Genomic DNA, 18,469 nt, shown 5'->3' with positions numbered 1-18,469 from the left:
AACTTGTTAAGTTACATCTTATTTGCTATAGTTATCGCTTCTGTCACCCTTGTTTTAAATAGATATGCGTTCCCCTCTGTCGTGCTTACTAATCCTATATCTATGTGAAAATGACCAATGAAATTATGCTGTCCAAACTAAATCATAAAGTTAAAAAACATAATAAACAGATATAATCGCTTATTTTCCCCAAATAATTGCTATATTCGTACATTACTTGTTGCTTCCATATTTTATCTATTGTACAAGAATAAATTGGTTTAATGATTATAGTAGACCACTAAAAATTTTAGAAAAAACGTAAAACTATTCATTAAAAAGCGTTACCAGCTATGCAACTATTTTTAATAGCTTATAATTTACGTCTATCAAAGTTTAAAGAAATGCCACAAGATGAACAGCAAGGTTCTTATGCTCACTACGGCTGAGCCTGGTAATACCTTTCCAGAAAATTTTAGTTTTTGGTGTGCAGGTGCATTAGAAGCAAAAGGTTGTGGTACAACATTAGAAGTAATAAGCTTGGAAAAAATCATACAGGCTTCATCCAATGAACCTTTAGAGATTGAACAAGAAAAGTTAACGGTATTACAAAATACCTTATCTCTTATAGATAAGATAGTGCTTGTGCTGCCTGAGTATAATAATATGCTGCCAGTTGGTTTGGATAATTTTATAACATTGGTTTCTGAGAACAAGCATAAATTATGCAAATTGGTCTCTATTGTTATAGATGTCTCTACCCATCAGGATAGTGATCAGAAAAATAGTTTTTTGTTCCGTTATCCAATCTGTAAATTGGATATGCTTTTGGGAGCAACTTTTAGTGCCAGTCGTACACAGATTAGAAATAGCCTAACTGGCAATATGTGCCCACTGTTTGCAGAATCTTATGGTGCGCTTTGCCAGCTGATACAACAAATTTTGTCATAAAGACTATCACTTTTTAAAGTATATCAAAGCTTTCTTATATTTTTATAACGTTTGATTAGATCAAGGTAGCATCCTTTAGTAGCATCCTTTAGTTGATCTTATAGTCTAGATCAGCACATTTTTCTATAAATTTATTATATTACTATTAATTAATGAGCGGTTTTATCCGTAGTTAGTTTGTAAATAACATGTATGCAGCTCTACTTAAAATTTTTTTAGCATCTCTATGGACACGATCGATCATAAATTTGGATTGCCCCAACCAGATTTTCAAGCATTCCCTAAGAAAAAAGTTATATGGCCAATATTGGTTATTGTAGGTGTAATAGTGATGCTTATTATAGCTAAAGTGGGTTATAATGGCTACATAAAGATCCTAGGTCAGAAAAATACTATACCTGCTCTTAACACAACAGGTAATAGTTCCGATTCTCTTCCCCAATTGGCCCATTCAAGCCAAATGGATACAAATGTTCATCAAGGGGTTAACCAATCTGTTCCAGATCAGCCAGCTTTTGAACATAAAAAAAGTACAAAAATAAAAGAGAGTATTAGTGCTACACAAGAGCAGCTAGGCATCAAACAAAATAAGCCACTAGTAAAGCCAGGTACCTATCAGGTATTAAGTCAACCACAAGGCATATACCACCTAGTGGTAGTCAGTTATTTAGATAAGCGATCTGCTATGAAAGTGGTTCAACAGCTTATGAAAAAAAAACAAGGAGTCTGTCTTATTCTACCTAGAATAAATAAAAACAAAACAGAAATGTACTATCGTGTAACCATAGGGCATAGTAAAACTGAATCCGAAGCAGAGGAAAAGCTTAAGCAATTTAAGTCAAGATATCCCCAAATTTTTATTTTAAAATACTAGTGCCTTATCGTTGGGTTTGGTTTTAGATCCATCCATTATTTATAATTTTATGACTACACATACCCTATTAGGATTGCTATTAAAAGGTGGTTGGTTAATGTTACCGCTTATATGGCTATCTGTAACAGCTGTCTATATAATAGTAGAACGTTTATTCATCTATCGAAAGTACTTAAACTTTTCCAGCGGTTTTTTGGCATTGATGGAAGAAGCATTAAATGATGGAGACCTTTCAAAGGTTAAGCATATCTGTACCGATCAAGATAACATTATACAAAAAGTAATCAGTAAAGGAATAGCTGAGCGACAAACTTCTAATGTTGCATTGATTTTAGAAAGTGTATCTAGTAAGATAATAGCTTATTTAGAAGAAAAACTTTCTTTACTAGCAACCATTTCTGGGGTTGCACCTATGATTGGTTTCTTGGGTACGGTGACAGGTATGGTTCAAACGTTTATGGCAATTTCCCAAGAAAATCATCATATAGCTTCTCATGTTTTTTCAAGTGGCATTTATGAAGCCATGGTGACAACTGTAGCGGGATTAATCGTTGGCATTATAGCCTATTTAGGTTATAATTACTGTATTGCTCAAGTTAATAAAGCTGTAGCAACATTAACTTACGTAGTCAATCTTTTCTTAGCTAAGGTACAGTCTCTATAGTAGAATGGCATAAAATAGATTAAAAAAATGAAAATCAGTACAAAAAATAAGATAGACGCCTCTTTTAGCATGGCGTCTATGACTGATATTGTATTTTTATTATTGATTTTTTTACTGATTACAGCTAGTTATGGCCCTCAAGTGCTTCCAGTTGATTTGCCACAAAGCACAAATGAGAAAAGAGAAGCGCTCCATGTAAATGTAACCGTTACTGCCCAATTGACCTATTATGTGGACGGCAAACGGGTTGCTTTCAATCGGTTGCACAATGTGTTAGAAGATCTACTAGTAAAAAGATCTAGTAAGGTAGTTGTATTATATATGGATAAGCGACTTTCTATAGCTGATATGGTTAAAATAGCTGATGTAGTGAATAAACTAGGTGCTACAGTTTCCATAGCAACAGAATTTGAAAGAAATAATGAAAAATAGCTGGTTATCTTCTCCACATGGTCAAGGAATGGCTCTATCAGCTGCATTGCATCTATTCCTTTTAGGTTTGGCTTATTCCATACGTCATACCTCAGTCCCAAGGTATCCTAATCGACAGGTTTATAAAGTTGCTTTACAATCCAGGTATACAGTAGCCAAAGATCATTCTGTTGAACATTATAAACCTCAAGTATCCATGAAAGCCATTGATGTACCTGTTCGTAAAACCAATAATATATCTAAAAATCAGATAAAAAATAAAAATATTTGCCCAAAACAAGTGTCTCAAAAGCAGCCAAATGGAGTAGTACAAAAAACCATACCCCATCATAAAACTGCTCAAATAGATACACGGGGATTATACCATACAGGAAACCCTATCCAAGCAGGTGCTATGCTTGAATTAAAAGGTTGGGAGTGGGATGTAGTCCCTAATCCAAGAGATAAGACAGAAGAATGTGGTAAAATAGTTTTTGAAATTAAAGTAGATCAAGATGGTGAAATCATCTCTATTCAAACAATTGAAAAAACCGTTACACCTATCGTAGAAAAAATTTACGCAGATGCGCTACTTGGCCTTACGTTTAGCAAAACAGCTCAGACCCCATCTGGTATTTCTACAGGTAAGGTTACGTTTGTACTAGTAGCAAAATAGTAGTATATGCGCATGGTAAATGAAACTATTTGAAAAGTATTGGATAAGCTTAACGTTATGCTATATGCTATAGTTTTTTACTGGCTGTAAGATTAAATCTTGACTTCTAAACTTTTCTGTGTCCTAATCTTGTTGCCTTTGTTCATCCTGTAAAGTTTGTTTTTCATGCTCCTGGTTCATCGAATCTTCTATCTGTTCAGTCTGTTCCTCTTGATCAGTTGGGTCTGTTTTTATAACATCATCTAGGATTATTATAGAATCATCTGGTAGATTGGATGGTTGTAGTTTATGATATGTACTGTTTCCCCGTTGATATATACCATTTTTTTCTTCGCTACTTTCATCTACCATTTTATGATTTGAACATAGGTAGATAGCATTATCTTCTTCTATTGCATCAGCTAGGAAATTGTTAGCAGGCACCTCTTGTTCAGAGATACCATTTGCCTTTTTCCTGATAAAATCTCTTGTATTATCGACTGACCAATATTTTTTTTCAACTGATTTAAAGCACGCGGTTCCATTTAAAACCATTATCCCATACCATGCTAAAATTACAACAATTTTTTTTGAGTAAGTGATAGGTTTCATATAAGTTATTGATATGTACTATAGTTATTTTAGCCGTTTTTGCCTATTCCCCTAAACCAAGTTGGCTTGACTTAGACCATCTAGTGGTCGTTTCAACAAGGAACCAACTAAGAACGAGCCTTTAGTAGGTTATATAGTTAATGTAAACAAATTAATTGTATTAACGTGAGCTTGGTGATTGGATTTTAAAAAATGTTGGTTCAAAAAAGCTCCTTTGTGCTTTAAATTTGGGGATTAAAATAAGCAACCACATTACCAAATTCCAGGAAGAAAACAGGTGGAGAAGGGTAGGCTCTATAACTTTCTTCCCTAGGCAGTGAGCTGAAAGATGAAGGGGATTGCGGACGGCTGTGTAAGTAATACAGCGTAGTTGCTAAGGCCCCCTGTTCATACTATTTTCCCAACAACAGGAAAGGTGTAATCGTACAAACATCTATAACATTACAAGACCTGAGAAAGAAAATATATATCAAAAATAAAGCTAACAAAACATCTATAAATCATAGGTTTCTATAGTTTAAGGTGGGGGATAGTGGCTAAATAGGCCTCGTTAGGGAGCATAAAAGGTTGAATCATCACAGAAGGTATTTTTTTTACTAAAGTAAGATAGACAAAATAGGCTTCTAACCTATCCCAAAAAAATCCTAACTGAACCGTATAATGGGGTTGCCTGTAGTGAAGCTTAGGAGTATAAGCAAAGGTAGTCACTAATTCTTGTGCCTTTAACGCTGCTGTTCTACTACTACCCGTATAGAGCTGTATGGTATAACCTTGTAACCAATTAAGTTCCGCATAAGCTAGCTTTCGCTCTGTTAAACGCTCCAGTAAACAACTCGTTTGGTCCAATGGACATATCAATGGAAGGGAAGGCCTCTTTTTTATTGCTTTGGGGCTTTTAAGGTATTCTATTCTGTATGGAGCAAGATTTTCGTCATAGGTTCCCTTTTTTAATTGTTTCCAGTTAGATGAAGAGGCAGCTTTTGATTCCATGCACCCTATCAGGCCATTTAAAAAAATCCATACAAAGCACTTTATAGTCATATTAGTTGAAACTTGGTTACATCATCGAAAAGTAAAAATAAAGTAGCAACAGACCAAATGCGGCAGCTGCAGCCCTTTAGATTACACTAGCAAATTCAATCCTTTTTTATAAATTTAGGAAAAGATGTAGATCCTGCATGGCAATATATTCAAAATGGTTACACACCATGTAAAATAGTTTCAAGTATTCAACGTCCATTTATAACTTTATTTCCAGTCTTTAATGTTATTATATACGGTTCCGTTGCTTAGAACTATTGGTGTTTTTTTTCAAATTTTTGCATAAACCTGCAGGTATTTAATTTTTTTGTAAGATCTTTTTGAAGATCTACTAAAACCAATAGGCAAAAGATGCTTGCATCATATTTTTAAATTTTGATTAAAAAGCAATGTCCCATACTGGAAAAGTTATTCAAATTATAGGTCCTGTAATAGACGTCCGTTTTAGTGAAGAAGCTCAGTTGCCTAGCATATTAAATGCATTGTATGTTAAAACCCTTTCTGGAAAATTGGTTGTCCTAGAATGTCAACAACACTTGGGTGAGCATTGTGTACGTACCATTGCTATGGAAAGAACAGAAGGATTAACGCGCGGGCTAGAGGTAATAGATACAGGAGCGCCTATTCAAGTACCCGTAGGCGATGGAGTACGTGGGCGCCTTTTTAATGTTATAGGAAGGGCTATAGATGGTATGGCACAACCAGTAACCGATCAGAAATTCCCGATTCATAGACCAGTGCCACCTTTTGACCAACTTTCTTCCACAACAGAAATGCTCTATACCGGTATCAAGGTAATTGATTTGCTTGCGCCTTATGTGAAGGGGGGTAAGATTGGGTTGTTTGGTGGTGCAGGTGTAGGTAAAACAGTTTTGATTATGGAGCTGATTGACAACATTGCTAAATCTTATAATGGGCTTTCCGTATTTGCTGGTGTAGGCGAACGAACCCGTGAAGGCAATGATCTTTTACGGGAAATGATTGAAGCAGGCGTGATCAATTATGGGGAAGCATTTACGAAGGCTATGGTACAAGGCGATTGGGATCTAAGTAAGGTAGATCATGAAGCATTAAAAACATCTCAGGCTGCACTGGTATTTGGGCAAATGAATGAGTCACCCGGTGCAAGGGCCCGTGTAGCACTGACTGGACTTTCTATCGCAGAGTATTTTCGTGATCATGGTGAGGGTAAAGAAGGGAAAGATATTCTCTTTTTTATTGACAATATTTTTCGTTTCACACAAGCCGGTGCAGAAATTTCTGCATTACTAGGGAGGATACCTTCTGCTGTAGGGTATCAACCTACCTTGGCCACAGAAATGGGTACCATGCAAGAGCGCATTACTTCTGTTAAGCATGGCTCTATTACATCTGTTCAAGCAGTTTATGTTCCAGCCGACGACTTAACAGATCCTGCTCCTGCTACTACTTTCACCCATCTGGATACCACTACGGTCCTTTCCAGAAGGATAGCGGCACTCGGTATTTATCCGGCTGTAGATCCTTTAGCCTCTTCTTCTAGGGCATTAAATCCTGAAGTATTAGGTGATTTGCATTACGATACCGCTCAAAAAGTAAAAAGAACCCTCCAACGTTATAAAGAACTACAAGATATTATAGCCATTTTGGGTATGGACGAGCTTTCAGAGGAAGATATATGCACGGTTTACCGTGCTAGAAAAGTAGAGCGGTTTTTATCTCAGCCCTTTCATGTAGCAGAGCGGTTTACAGGGATCCCAGGAGAACGTGTACCTATAAAAGATACCATTAAAGGATTTAATATGATTATTGATGGAACGGTAGACCATTTACCTGAAATGGCTTTTAACTTAGTCGGGAATATTGAACAAGCCATTGCCAAAGGAGAAAAGCTGCTAAGCAGCCCACATAAAGGAACACAATAGCCCCATTTAGTTGAAAGCAGATCTGGACCTCTTATCAACCATAAAGCTATCTCGCATAGCTAATGATGAAAAATATTTAAAAATCTATTTTTTTTAGTTAAATTTACCAAGCAAAACTATTTTACTTAAGTAAATAGAACTAGTGCCATCTGGTTGGTATCTATGGGTGGCAGTAGTGTATAGAAGTATGGAATATTTAATATTTCTTTTGTATTGATATGATTAAACCTTAAAATTATACTGTAATGAATTATAGATTTTTATTTGCATGGGTACTAATGGCCTGCATGTATACAGGTGTAAAGGCAAATCCATCTCAAGAGGATGGCCAATCGCAAGTGGCACCACCTAGTTTAAAGATTGGGTATGTAGATGTGGGTTATATATTTGGCCAACTACCAGAGGCTATAAAAAATGGTGAAGAACTACAAACTTTCCAGGAGCAATTGAAAAATCAGATTCAATTGAAAGCGAACGAGCTAGAAAGGAAGTTTTCCGATTATCAAAAGCAGGTGGATACGTTTACGGAAGCTCAGCAAAAACAGAAACAAGCGGAGCTCAATGCATTGCATCAAAGTTTTCGTACCCTTGAGCAGCAAATGCCTGTTGACATAGAAAAAAAATATCAGGCAGTTATAGAACCTATCCATCAAAAAATAAAACAGGTCATTCACAAAATTGCAAAAGAACAGGGTTATGCTTTTGTCTTGGCTAAAGATACACCCGGAGGTCCTATAGTATTTTTTGCGCAGCCTGCATTTGATCTTTCTGAGCTTGTATTGGAACAACTTAAAGCAATGGCGCCTAAAGAGATGGAGCCACCTGTAGTAGGTCCGAAGGTACAAACGCCTGCTCAGTCATCTACCCGTTCGGCTAAAACAGTTAAGAAAAAATAAGCCGGTGCCCCCTTCTTTCCTATTTTATCTAGTCAGTAAAGAGGGGGGGTATAGTGGTTTTTATTAGTTTGTAACCTAGTTTAGTATCATTTTTTTATGGATTCATTTTGAGGTTATCTTATCTAAGTAGATTTTTTGCTTATGGCTTACTGTTGATCCTCGTTTATTGGATACTGCGCAGTTGTAGTGGTGAAAAAAGCATAAAAAATTCCCCAGAGGATTCTTTTATTGCTTGTGTTGGTAAACATTATTTATATCCATCGGATCTTGCATCCATCGATCTTTTGCATACTGATGTTGCAGATAGAGATTTTTTTATTAAAAAATATGTAGAAGAGTGGGTCTGTAAGCAGCTCCTTATTGCGCAAGCAGATGGCCCATCTATGCAGTCTTCTATGGAAGCGAAGTTAAATGACTATAAAAATGACTTATTGGCGTACCATTTTTTAGAAACGCTCATTCAACCTGAATGGAATCCATATGTATCATCAGAAGAAGTAGCAAATTACTATCAAAAATACAAACAGTGTGACTTTATACTGCCTCATGATATCGTAAAGGGTCTTTTTTTGGTGCTTCCCTCAAAAGCTGCTTCTATTAATTCTGTAAGGTCACTCATATTATCAAATAAAGCAGCAGATCGCGCAAAGTTGCAAGCCTATTGTAAATCTTATGCCCATACCGCTATCTTAGAAACAAATAAATGGCTACCTTGGGAAGCAGTTTTGGCTAAAACTGGCTATCGTCCAGTCGGAGATGCAACTAGATTGTTAAAAACCAACAAATTTATTCATATAGTGGGCCGAAAGCATACCTATTTTTTAAAAATAGATCAGTATAAACTAGCACAAGAAATTGCCCCGTTAGAAGCAGTGGAAGATCGAATTAAGGCAATTATATTACATAAAAGGAAATTAGATCTCATAAATAAAATTAAATGTAAACTCCTAGAAGATGCTAAAAAAAATAATACCTGTGTTATTCAGATTAATTAAAACTGTAGTATGTTGCCTTGCTATAAGTATTTGTGCTGGATTACCTATCACTAGGGCGACCGATACATTGTTGTTGGATAAAGTGATTGCTAGTGTAAATCAAGAGGTAATTTTATATTCTGATTTAGAAGAAGTATACAACCAGCAATTCTACTCAGAAGTAAAAATAGTAGATGAATCTAAAAAAATAGCGCTATTACGGGAATTGGTTGTATATAAAATGCTTTTAGCAAAAGCTAAGTTAGACGATCTTAAGATTTCCAAAGCATACCTTGAAGGACAATGTGAGGCTAAAATAGCCAGTTGGATAGAGCACTTTGGCTCTGAAGAAAAGATTCTGGAGGTTACGGGTAAATCTATCTACCATTTTAAGAAAAAGTTAAAAAAGCAATTAAAGGAACAATATTTGGCTATGTTAGCCTATCGCCATCTTACCCAACATGTAGTAGTTACACCAGCAGAGGTAAAAAATTATTTCAATGCATTGCCCCCAGGTCATCTTCCTTACTATCCTACCTCTGGTGAGGTATATCAACTCGTTGTCTATCCTAAAGCAGTTAAGCCAACAGAGCAAGAAGTTAAATTAGCTGAAATTGAATTGAATAAAATTAGAACACAAATAGTTTTAGGCAAATTAAAGTTTCAAGCAGCTGTACAGCAATATGCAGAAGACAAAAAAATAGTCGTTCAGGCAGAGTTGATTACGCATAACCAAGAAGGTGAGCTATTACCAGGTATACGCATTCCTTTTAAATCTTTGCATCCAGAAGTCTATCTTGCAATTGAGAGCCTTAATGTAGGGGGAGTTAGTCAACCTCAGAAGTATATTGATACATTAGGTAGATCAGCTTGGCGGTTATACTATCTCAAGCAAAAAGTGGAAGCCCATCTCATGAATCTTACTCAGGATTATGAACAGATTCATCATCACTTACTTGAACAGAAAAAAAAAGTAGTCCTTGACAAATGGATGCAAAAAGCTAAATCAGAATTTGTCATAAACTTTGCTCCAGAATATCGTGCAGTAGAGCAGTTGCTTTAATAGCTTTAAATCAAGTAGATAAATATATAATTCAAGTTATTATATTGCGATCTCAAAAAACAAAATACGATAAACTGATTATTTTTAGGCTATTTGAGACAGTATGGAAAAATCAAGATTTTGATACGATCATATAGGTTTGTCAGAACGCAAAAAGTTGTTATATTCAATTTTATTCTTAAATAGCTCTACTGTATCCTTATGGTGACCTCAAAATTTTTAAACCCAAAGAACGATGTAGCCTTTCGTAAAATATTTGGTAGTGAAAAACATAAAGATATTCTTATTCACTTTATCAATGATGTATTAGATCTAGAAGGATCAGATAAGGTAGAAGACGTTACCTTCTTATCTACTATTCAAGACCCAGATATTGCTTGTAAAAAAGAGAGTATAGTAGACGTATTATGCACAGACCAATATGGGAAGCAAATAATAGTAGAAATGCAAGTATCTCCTCGAGAAGGATTTGAAAAAAGAGCGCAGTACTATGCTTCTAAAGCTTATTCCAGGCAACTAAACTCAGGTCAAGAAGTAGGCAGTAGATACCAAGATCTTAAAGGAGTGATCTTTATAGCTATTACAGATTATATTGTTTTTCGTACAAAAAAAGATTATTTATCTAATCATGTTATTTTAGATTGTAAAACATATGAAAGAGATTTAAAAGACTTTTCCTTCACCTTTATAGAATTACCCAAATTTAATATTCAATCTATTGAAGGACTTTCTACGATGATAGAAAAGTGGTGCTACTTTTTTAAATATGCTTCCTCTACTAGTGAAGAAGAGGTACGAAAAATAATAGATTCAGATTTAGTGATCCAGCGTGCGTATGAAGCGTTAAATCGTTTTAACTGGTCAGAAGAAGAATTAAGGACCTATGAGCAAGAGATCAAGCGGATTATGGATAATCAGGCTGTAGAAGACTATATGAAAAAAAAAGCTAGACAAGAAGGGAGAGAAGAAGGTAAGCTAGAGATAGCTAAATCTATGCTTGCAAAAGGTTACCCTATAGAAGATATCATATCTATTACTGGCTTATCTAAGTGTGATATTCAAAATATTGTATAGATAAGAGATATTTAAAGTAATCAGATCTCAAAAACAGGTATATACTTTTGATAATTTCACTAAGCTAATGTGTGTGATTCCTACACGTTATTATACCTTTATTGTCTGATCAAGTTTAAACCTGATAGTATGTGATGATTAAACCGATATATACCAAAAATAATAAAATAGCATAGAGTGGTTTCGGCAGGAATCGAACCTGCATCAAAAGTTTAGGAAACTTCTATTCTATCCGTTGAACTACGAAACCATTTTACTGCTAATTTAGTCCATTGTTGCCTTTTTTTCAACTCTATAAGACATATCTGGATTAAAAGTATAAAGCGTTCCATGCACTAGCAGATTAGGTCTTTTGTTAAAAGTTAATACATACGGTAAACAAAAAATAAAATATTTACAATTTTTTGTCTATGGTTTTTATTTTACATATTGCCTACTGTATATTTTCTCTGAGGGCCGGATAACCGCAAGTGGTTAAGTAGTATTTATTCTATTAGCTTTCTTTCCTTTTTTGTAAATTAGTCTGATCCTATTATTTATCAATTCTCGCAAACAGTACAATGGCACATAGGGCTCTTCTCTATACCAGAAGATTTACCCAATTCACGCCAAATAATTTATAAAGTTTATGGCGCATCATTTGCTTTCTATTCAATATACTTTAGCCATGGACCGCATGGCGCTCAAACGATTTCCCAAGCGTTATGTTTTCCTTTTAGTAACCTTGAGTAGTACTTGTTTTTACCTATCTTGGTGTTCTTTTTGGTTGGGTGGTTTATTATTTGTAGCTATTGTGCCGATACTCGGCATCTTTAGATTGCTCACTATCGCACCCAAACAAAAATATTTTTGCTTATTTTCAGTTGTTTGTACCTTATTTCTTTGGAATACACTAACGATTTGGTGGATTTATAAAGCTACTTTTCCCGCTTTTCTTTTCACAGCATGTTACAATACGTTTTGTTTGGCTTTGCCTTGTTTTTTTTATTATTGTATACGGAAATGGGCCGGACTATATATAGCCTATTTAGGGTTGGTAACGAGCTGGTTAACATTAGAATATGCACATCTTTCTTGGGAATATTGGGAACTTACTTTTCCTTGGCTAAACTTAGGCAATGGATTCGCGGCATTGCCACAATGGATTCAATGGTATGAATATACTGGCATACTCGGAGGTTCCCTTTGGGTTTTAATAGTAAACATTCTTCTTTATCATTTGTTGTTTGAAAAAGCAAATTTTATGCTATTCAATGGATGGTGTTGGGGGATTCTATTGCCTATAGCCATAAGTTTAACGATCTATTATCGTTATAAAGAAAAAGGAAGCAATGTAGAGGTAGTAGCGGTTCAACCCAACTTTGATAACTATACTGAAAAAGATTGTGACGCTCCTTGCTTTGTTCCTTATCCGCGTCAGATAGATCGATTATTGACCCTTTCTAAACAACAGCTTACACCAGCGACTTCTTTAGTAGTTTGGCCTGAGTCAGCAATAAGTCACTGGTTAGACGAAGTAAAAGTTGGTGACTATCTATTGATGCAACCTATATTTCAGTTTTTGGATACTTATACTGCTTTAAACCTTGTAACTGGTATCAGTTCTTATTGTGTGTATGGTCCAGCCCAAGCTACAAAAACTGCTCGTCAAATAAGCAGAGGTGTATATGTAGACTGCTTCAATAGTGTTTTTCATTTAAAAAATAGAGCAAAAATAGATATATATCATAAGCAAAAAAGATTGCCAGGTGGAGAATATATCCCTTATTTTCATCTTCTACCACTACCATTATCTGCTTGGCTCAAACAAAAATTTCTTGATATTGGCAATATAAATCCTTTCTTCGGTAAAGGAAATGAAACTAAGGTGTTTAAAATAGATGAGCACATAAACGTAGCACCGATTATTTGTTATGAGTTGCTTTATGGCGCTTTTGTAGGTAGAAGTGCCCAAAAAGGGGCTAATTTGTTTGCCGTAGCAACCAATGATGGTTGGTGGGGCAACACGCCAATATATCACGATTTCTTTCAATATACCCGCTTATTGGCCATTGCACACCGAAGGAGTGTGGTGCGGGCAGCTAGTACTGGTATTTCTGGATTAATCAGCCAGCGTGGAGCGGTAATAGCTGCCACAAATCGACTAGCAGTTGCTGCAATCCGGGGTGTAGTATATGCTAATAATCAATTGACTGTTTATAGCTTATATGGCGATTACATTGGTCGTATCGCTGCATGGACTTGTTTTATATTATGCTGTATGGTGTGGATGGTGCGATATAAAACAAATCGTTAAAATGCTCTATTGCAATCGCTTAATGTTATTAAATTTTTTTTTATGTTGACCGAGTTGTTTTGAACAGATACAAGGTAGATTGGAAAGTAGCTTTCCACTATAGTGGAAAATGGCTAGCCAGCTATCTTTATTGTGCGACCACTGTACCCAACTGTTTAGCGATGCGGCATTCCGTATCCTTAAGCGACTGGTGGACTTGTAATAGATGGGTTTCTTCATCTTCAGATAATTCTTTTTTAAGTGCTTCTCTGTTTTGCTCAATAAGCTCTTGTACCAAACGAATTTTTAGCCTAAGGATAACTTCCAAACTCATCTGGTATACATTTTTCGCCTCTTCTGTAGTATAAATACTATATTTTTTGATCCAAGCTTCACTAATGTCATGGAGAGAAGCGGTTACATCGATGGCTATTTTTCTAATGAGTGCTTCTGTACTATCCAAACAACACTGCATATCCACGCACCCGCCCTGTTTAAATACAGTTTGACAATAATCAAAAAGAACTTTGCAATCGGTAGATCTAAATACTACATCTTCTAATTCTAATAGTATATATGCATACAATGGTTTCCCTTCTGCTACAGTAGTGGTACCATAGGTCAGCAGAATACGCATAATCTCCCGCTCATAGGCTTCAATACTTGCTGTGAGTTTGCTGATAAAAGGAATGTTTTTCCTGTCTACGTATGGCCTATTTTTGGCGATACTATGATACTTGGGTAAGGTGTTTTTTTGTGTCCGTACTTCAGTAGTTTGATGCTGTAATGTATGATAAGTGGTAAAAAGCACTGCTTCTTCTATAGAAAACAGTTGGCTACATTTTTTAAGAAATAGGGTGCGTGTTATTTCATCTGGAATAGCTACAATGCTTTGCACCACTGCGCGTATAGCCTTTGCTTGTTCGACTGGATTTTGTTCAGTAGACTGGTTCAGTAGGACATTAGCTTTAAAAGTCACAAAGTCTTGAGCAGTGCAATGGATATAATGCTTAAAGCCATCTGTGCCTACTTTTCGGAGGTAACTATCTGGATCTTCTCCTGCAGGTAACAAGATCACTTTTACTTCCAGCCCCTCCGCCAATAATTTATCTATGCCACGAAAAGCAGCTTGAATACCGGCTTGATCGCCATCAAAAATCAGTGTAACCTTATTCGTCAAGCGACGCAAGGCCTCTATCTGGGCTTCGGTAAGGGCCGTACCAGCAGAAGCGACTACCTCTTCTACACCTGCTTTATGAAAAGCCAATACGTCGGTATACCCTTCTGCTAGGTAACAGTGGTTGGTTTGTTTAATGGAGCGCTTCGCAAAAGAAAGACCATATAATAAACTACCCTTTTGGTATACAGGAGTTTCAGATGAATTGATATATTTAGGACCATCTACAGCAGTAGCCATATGCCGTGCACCAAATGCCACCACTTGCCCCGAACCATTGTGAATCGGGAACATCAATCTCCCCCGAAAACGGTCATAAACTTTGTCTCCATTTTTGATCACCAATCCTGCTGCAATCAATAGCGTTAGGCTAATCCCTTTCTCTATAGCAAAAGTATAGAATCCGTCCCATCGATCAAGGCTGTAGCCTAATGCAAACTTTTTTGCTACCACAGATGGAATGGCCCGTTGTTCCAAATAGGGCAAGGCTACTTTAGCAGCTTCTGTATGGTTCCAAAGCAAATCTGTGTAATAATCTCTAGCCAAATTCAATAAGATATAGAGACTTTCTTTGGCTCGATAATCTTGCAAATCATCTGTATCATCTGCAGCTGGTGTGACGGGTATGCCATACCTTTGGGCAAGATAAGTAAGGGCTTCTACAAAAGAGACGCCTTCTATCTCTTGTATAAAAGTTATAACATCTCCTGCAGCATCACATCCAAAACATTTATAAAATCCTTTTATGGGCGATACTGAAAAAGAAGGCGTCTGTTCGTGGTGAAAAGGACAACACGCCCAAAAATTTTGTCCCTTTTTTTTAAGGGGGATAAAATCACCAATTATTTCTTCGATACAAGCGGTACGCTGGATCAGTTGAATGGTTGATGGACTAATCATCATAGTAGATTTCGAATAAACGCATGTACAAGATAAACTAAAGCAACCGGATGATACTTTTTAGCTGCTAGCTTAGCCAAAATGTTACGTGTCAAAATAGAGATGAAAACCTTATGATCCTACAGAGGAAGGAACGCCTAATAGGATCAACTTACGAAGGTTATTGTAAAACAATAGACCTTCTGCGAAAGAATGTGTGCGTTACGCATGGTTGCTATAAGACATATAAACTTATAAGCTCAAAAAATGACTTAAAAATAGCATAGAAAGCATATGTTTCTTGGGTATCTAAATGCGTATTAAGTTTCGCAGAGGGTCTAATGTCCCTTGTTTAAATAAAACCCAATGCATTAATTTATATCAGATTACTGTAAATCTGCTAAATATATAATACAAATTTAATTTTTCTCTTTTTAGAGCGGTAGTATCATCAGATGGCTAAACGAAAAATTTTTAAAATTAATTGAATCAACAGATACCTGTGCACAATATATTATAAAAATCGCTGCCGAAATACTTCGTAAAGGATTATACCAGCTGCTACCGAGACATTAAAAGAAGCAATAGGGCCTTGCATAGGAATACAAATATGCTGGGTGGCTACACTTAAATGTTTTACAGCTATACCTACCTCTTCTCCACCTAAAATAAGTGCAATAGGCAGTTTACAGTCCACTGTATGCAGTACTTCCTTGGCTTGGGCATCACAAGCCAATATATTTAAGCCACTTTCTTGTAAATAATGGAGGGCCTTTTGCAAATCAGTTACGCGACAGATGGGCAATGTGGCCAGGGCACCTGCTGAGGTTTTCATAGCTGCACCTGCTAACATAGCACTACCTTTCGTAGGTAAAACTAAGCCATCGACTCCCATACAAAGTGCCGTACGGGCAATGGCACCTATATTATGGACATCTGTTACCCCATCGAGTACAACGATTAAAGGCGCTTTACCTTTTTCAAAAGTGGCCTGCACCACTTGATTTAAAGGGGTGAACCCAATAGGTGATAAAACCGCTACAACACCTTGATGATTGCCCCGGGTCATCCGCTCTAACTTTTGAATAGGCACATAGCTAAAAGGAATTTCATATTTGCATACAAGGTTGTATACCTCCTTTCCAGGTGCGATTTTATTTTTTTGGAAAAAAATTTTTTCAATCGTTTGACCCGCAAGTATGGTCTCTATAACAGCCCTACAGCCAAAAATAAGGCTTAATGGAGTGGCAGATGCTTTTTTATTTTTAGCAAAGGAAGACATAATAACCGTAATTTTAAAGCGCAGCTAATAGCCTACCCATAGGCGCCATATAACACTTTAATGCGTTTAGATCAAGCTTTGATGGTCATATCAGCTTATCAGTACGCCCCACTATGGCAGCAAGCATTTAACTGGATTAAAAATGGCTGCCAACCAGCACCCATACAATAAAGAAAAACAACTAAAGAAAGGAAAGTAGCGGGGATAGGACTCGAACCTATGACCTTCGGGTTATGAGCCCGACGAGCTACCGACTGCTCCACCCCGCGATAAAAGTTTTATGGATTTAAGGAATAAAAATGATCTAATCTATCTTACCTTGCTTGAATCAGTACAAGTTTATATATTTTTTTGTAACATTGCAAATATATTATTCTTATGCATGCAGACAAAAGTGATTATAAATCTGGTTTTGTAGCCATTATGGGGAAGCCTAATGCTGGAAAATCTACCTTAATGAACTTACTAGTAGGTGAACGTTTGGCGGTTACCCATTCAAAAGCACAAACAACGCGTCATAAACTCTATGGCATCGTTTCTGAAAAAAAATTTCAAATTATTTATATAGATACGCCAGGCATTATTACACCTGCCTATCCCCTGCAAACTGCCATGATGGAGGCTGTAAAAGTTGCGCGTGCAGATGCTGACTTGATCATCTGGGTGGTAGATGTAAAAGATCTAGTCCTTCTTCCATGGGTTGATGAACACTATACTAAAAAACCAATTATATTGGTACTGAATAAAGTTGATTTGGTTACAGCCAACCAGTTGAATGTGGCGATAGCTTATTGGCGCAACCATAAACCAGGCGTAGCCATTGTACCTATATCAGCGCTAAAAAAAGAAAACATAGACCTGCTTCTGCAACAAATCATTGAACAATTACCCAACCATCCTCCTTATTATCCAGAAGAAACCCTCACAGATAAACCTGAGCGCTTTTTTGTACAAGAAATCATACGTGAAAAAATTCTAGACCAATACCGTCAAGAAATACCCTACAGTGTAGAAGTAGTAATAGACCATTTTAAAGAAACCGATCACTTGATTAAAATTCGATCTATTATACATGTAGAACGGCCTACTCAAAAGGGGATTATAATAGGCCAAAAGGGAGATGCATTAACAAAGCTAGGCATAGCAGCCAGAGAAGCACTAGAAAGATTCTTTCAGAAGCAAATATTTCTAGCACTGCATATCAAAGTTACGCCAAACTGGGGTAAAAGTCGATGGTTGCTAAAAAAATTTGGTTATCCAGCCAAAAAAAATTAATCTAATGGATCGTAGCCACTACTTCCCCAGGGATGACAAGATAAGAGCCTACGTAGGGTAAGCAAGGCCCCTTTTCGAAGGCCATATTTAGCAAATGCCGCTTTTGCATAACAAGAACAACTAGGGTAAAAGCGGCACATAGGAGGCAACAAAGGGGCAATGCAATACTGATACATACCAATAAGCAAGCAACAAAGCCGCCTAGGAAATTTAGAAAACAGATCTAGCCATTTGGAAAATTGTTTCATAATGAATAAGTATAAATAAAAATACCTTTGAATGCAAAAGTTCAATTAGCCATATTATTTACACAATCTTTTTAAAAGACCTTTATAGATTTGTAGTCTACTTATTGGCAATTTACTTCAGATTCTCTTAACTTTACCTCTCGTTATAATTTGCTTTTTGATGCTACTTGTGGTTAAAATTTGGAGCCTATGTGTTAGTTTAAGGTTTATATCTTTTGGTTTATGATATAAAGTC

The 18,469-nt window shown here is 36.3% G+C and carries 17 protein-coding genes and 2 tRNA genes; 12 read left to right on the top strand and 7 right to left on the bottom strand.

Annotated elements, in window-relative coordinates; all coding sequences use genetic code 11:
• The first annotated feature begins 393 nt into the window (after nt 1–393).
• The 5 genes from AL022_RS00875 to AL022_RS00855 all read left to right on the top strand — a co-directional run bounded on the left by AL022_RS00875 (nt 394) and on the right by AL022_RS00855 (nt 3,555).
• Nucleotides 394–930 carry an NAD(P)H-dependent oxidoreductase gene (locus tag AL022_RS00875; RefSeq protein ID WP_014934346.1) on the top strand — a complete coding sequence of 179 codons (537 nt, stop codon included), beginning with the start codon at nt 394–396 and terminating at the stop codon, nt 928–930.
• Nucleotides 931–1,156: 226 nt separating this feature from the next.
• Nucleotides 1,157–1,804, top strand: coding sequence for an SPOR domain-containing protein (locus AL022_RS00870; protein ID WP_014934345.1), 648 nt, complete (start codon nt 1,157–1,159; stop codon nt 1,802–1,804).
• 49 nt (nt 1,805–1,853) lie between these two features.
• Nucleotides 1,854–2,468 carry a MotA/TolQ/ExbB proton channel family protein gene (locus tag AL022_RS00865; RefSeq protein ID WP_014934344.1) on the top strand — a complete coding sequence of 205 codons (615 nt, stop codon included), beginning with the start codon at nt 1,854–1,856 and terminating at the stop codon, nt 2,466–2,468.
• A gap of 27 nt (nt 2,469–2,495) precedes the next feature.
• Nucleotides 2,496–2,900 carry an ExbD/TolR family protein gene (locus AL022_RS00860; RefSeq protein ID WP_014934343.1) on the top strand — a complete coding sequence of 135 codons (405 nt, stop codon included), beginning with the start codon at nt 2,496–2,498 and terminating at the stop codon, nt 2,898–2,900.
• On the top strand, nt 2,890–3,555 hold the full coding sequence (locus tag AL022_RS00855) for a hypothetical protein (protein WP_014934342.1): 666 nt from the start codon (nt 2,890–2,892) through the stop codon (nt 3,553–3,555). Before AL022_RS00860 ends, AL022_RS00855 begins: the two co-directional genes overlap by 11 nt.
• A 123-nt stretch (nt 3,556–3,678) precedes the next feature.
• Here the strand turns inward: AL022_RS00855 and AL022_RS00850 are convergent, their stop codons facing one another.
• Together AL022_RS00850 and AL022_RS00845 are read right to left on the bottom strand one after the other, a co-directional pair.
• Nucleotides 3,679–4,146 carry a hypothetical protein gene (locus AL022_RS00850; RefSeq protein ID WP_014934341.1) on the bottom strand — a complete coding sequence of 156 codons (468 nt, stop codon included), beginning with the start codon at nt 4,144–4,146 and terminating at the stop codon, nt 3,679–3,681.
• A 510-nt stretch (nt 4,147–4,656) separates the two neighbouring features.
• Entirely contained in the window at nt 4,657–5,136 is a 480-nt protein-coding gene (locus tag AL022_RS00845) for a hypothetical protein (RefSeq protein WP_014934340.1), read from the bottom strand.
• Nucleotides 5,137–5,576: 440 nt separating this feature from the next.
• Here AL022_RS00845 and atpD point away from each other — a divergent pair, with 440 nt between their 5' ends.
• The 5 genes from atpD (at nt 5,577) to AL022_RS00820 (ending at nt 11,098) form a co-directional block, all read left to right on the top strand.
• A complete protein-coding gene (gene atpD / locus AL022_RS00840; RefSeq protein WP_014934339.1) occupies nt 5,577–7,091 on the top strand; it encodes a F0F1 ATP synthase subunit beta in 1,515 nt (504 codons plus the stop codon).
• A gap of 245 nt (nt 7,092–7,336) precedes the next feature.
• Nucleotides 7,337–7,987: an OmpH/Skp family outer membrane protein gene (locus tag AL022_RS00835; protein WP_014934338.1), complete on the top strand. Its 651-nt coding sequence runs from the start codon at nt 7,337–7,339 to the stop codon at nt 7,985–7,987.
• Between the two features lie 107 nt (nt 7,988–8,094).
• Nucleotides 8,095–8,982 (top strand): hypothetical protein, encoded by an 888-nt coding sequence (locus AL022_RS00830; protein ID WP_014934337.1) that lies wholly within the window; start codon nt 8,095–8,097, stop codon nt 8,980–8,982.
• Nucleotides 8,963–10,024: a hypothetical protein gene (locus tag AL022_RS00825; RefSeq protein ID WP_148269025.1), complete on the top strand. Its 1,062-nt coding sequence runs from the start codon at nt 8,963–8,965 to the stop codon at nt 10,022–10,024. Before AL022_RS00830 ends, AL022_RS00825 begins: the two co-directional genes overlap by 20 nt.
• Nucleotides 10,025–10,225: 201 nt before the next feature.
• On the top strand, nt 10,226–11,098 hold the full coding sequence (locus AL022_RS00820) for an Rpn family recombination-promoting nuclease/putative transposase (RefSeq protein ID WP_014934335.1): 873 nt from the start codon (nt 10,226–10,228) through the stop codon (nt 11,096–11,098).
• A 178-nt stretch (nt 11,099–11,276) separates the two neighbouring features.
• Here the strand turns inward: AL022_RS00820 and AL022_RS00815 are convergent.
• Nucleotides 11,277–11,348: transfer RNA gene (locus AL022_RS00815), tRNA-Arg, on the bottom strand.
• Between the two features lie 378 nt (nt 11,349–11,726).
• On the opposite strand from AL022_RS00815, the gene lnt reads away from it, so the two are divergent.
• A complete protein-coding gene (gene lnt / locus AL022_RS00810; RefSeq protein WP_014934333.1) occupies nt 11,727–13,394 on the top strand; it encodes an apolipoprotein N-acyltransferase in 1,668 nt (555 codons plus the stop codon).
• Between the two features lie 127 nt (nt 13,395–13,521).
• Here the strand turns inward: lnt and dnaG are convergent, their stop codons facing one another.
• The 3 genes from dnaG to AL022_RS00795 all read right to left on the bottom strand — a co-directional run bounded on the left by dnaG (nt 13,522) and on the right by AL022_RS00795 (nt 16,980).
• Nucleotides 13,522–15,453 carry a DNA primase gene (gene dnaG / locus AL022_RS00805; RefSeq protein ID WP_014934332.1) on the bottom strand — a complete coding sequence of 644 codons (1,932 nt, stop codon included), beginning with the start codon at nt 15,451–15,453 and terminating at the stop codon, nt 13,522–13,524.
• Nucleotides 15,454–15,943: 490 nt separating this feature from the next.
• Entirely contained in the window at nt 15,944–16,711 is a 768-nt protein-coding gene (gene rlmB / locus AL022_RS00800) for a 23S rRNA (guanosine(2251)-2'-O)-methyltransferase RlmB (protein ID WP_014934331.1), read from the bottom strand.
• Between the two features lie 196 nt (nt 16,712–16,907).
• Nucleotides 16,908–16,980, bottom strand: a tRNA-Met gene (locus AL022_RS00795).
• A 109-nt stretch (nt 16,981–17,089) separates the two neighbouring features.
• Between AL022_RS00795 and era the strand changes: the two genes are divergently transcribed.
• Nucleotides 17,090–17,986, top strand: coding sequence for a GTPase Era (gene era, locus AL022_RS00790; protein WP_014934329.1), 897 nt, complete (start codon nt 17,090–17,092; stop codon nt 17,984–17,986).
• Here era and yidD read toward each other — a convergent pair.
• On the bottom strand, nt 17,983–18,234 hold the full coding sequence (gene yidD, locus AL022_RS00785) for a membrane protein insertion efficiency factor YidD (RefSeq protein WP_014934328.1): 252 nt from the start codon (nt 18,232–18,234) through the stop codon (nt 17,983–17,985). The two genes, era and yidD, sit on opposite strands and share 4 nt — an antisense overlap.
• Nucleotides 18,235–18,469 lie beyond the last annotated feature (235 nt).

Origin of the sequence: Cardinium endosymbiont cEper1 of Encarsia pergandiella (assembly GCF_000304455.1) — a bacterium.
Taxonomy (GTDB): domain Bacteria; phylum Bacteroidota; class Bacteroidia; order Cytophagales; family Amoebophilaceae; genus Cardinium.
The sequence above is the reverse complement of the archived record's forward strand: the minus strand, read 5'-3'. Positions and strand labels throughout refer to the sequence as shown.

Coding starts and splice junctions, on each gene's coding strand:
- AL022_RS00875 (WP_014934346.1), top strand. CDS start 394: ATGAACAGCAAGGTTCTTATGCTCACTACGGCTGAGCCTGGTAATACC.
- AL022_RS00870 (WP_014934345.1), top strand. CDS start 1,157: ATGGACACGATCGATCATAAATTTGGATTGCCCCAACCAGATTTTCAA.
- AL022_RS00865 (WP_014934344.1), top strand. CDS start 1,854: ATGACTACACATACCCTATTAGGATTGCTATTAAAAGGTGGTTGGTTA.
- AL022_RS00860 (WP_014934343.1), top strand. CDS start 2,496: ATGAAAATCAGTACAAAAAATAAGATAGACGCCTCTTTTAGCATGGCG.
- AL022_RS00855 (WP_014934342.1), top strand. CDS start 2,890: ATGAAAAATAGCTGGTTATCTTCTCCACATGGTCAAGGAATGGCTCTA.
- AL022_RS00850 (WP_014934341.1), bottom strand. CDS start 4,146: ATGAAACCTATCACTTACTCAAAAAAAATTGTTGTAATTTTAGCATGG.
- AL022_RS00845 (WP_014934340.1), bottom strand. CDS start 5,136: ATGGAATCAAAAGCTGCCTCTTCATCTAACTGGAAACAATTAAAAAAG.
- atpD (WP_014934339.1), top strand. CDS start 5,577: ATGTCCCATACTGGAAAAGTTATTCAAATTATAGGTCCTGTAATAGAC.
- AL022_RS00835 (WP_014934338.1), top strand. CDS start 7,337: ATGAATTATAGATTTTTATTTGCATGGGTACTAATGGCCTGCATGTAT.
- AL022_RS00820 (WP_014934335.1), top strand. CDS start 10,226: ATGGTGACCTCAAAATTTTTAAACCCAAAGAACGATGTAGCCTTTCGT.
- lnt (WP_014934333.1), top strand. CDS start 11,727: ATGGCGCATCATTTGCTTTCTATTCAATATACTTTAGCCATGGACCGC.
- dnaG (WP_014934332.1), bottom strand. CDS start 15,453: ATGATGATTAGTCCATCAACCATTCAACTGATCCAGCGTACCGCTTGT.
- rlmB (WP_014934331.1), bottom strand. CDS start 16,711: ATGTCTTCCTTTGCTAAAAATAAAAAAGCATCTGCCACTCCATTAAGC.
- era (WP_014934329.1), top strand. CDS start 17,090: ATGCATGCAGACAAAAGTGATTATAAATCTGGTTTTGTAGCCATTATG.
- yidD (WP_014934328.1), bottom strand. CDS start 18,234: ATGAAACAATTTTCCAAATGGCTAGATCTGTTTTCTAAATTTCCTAGG.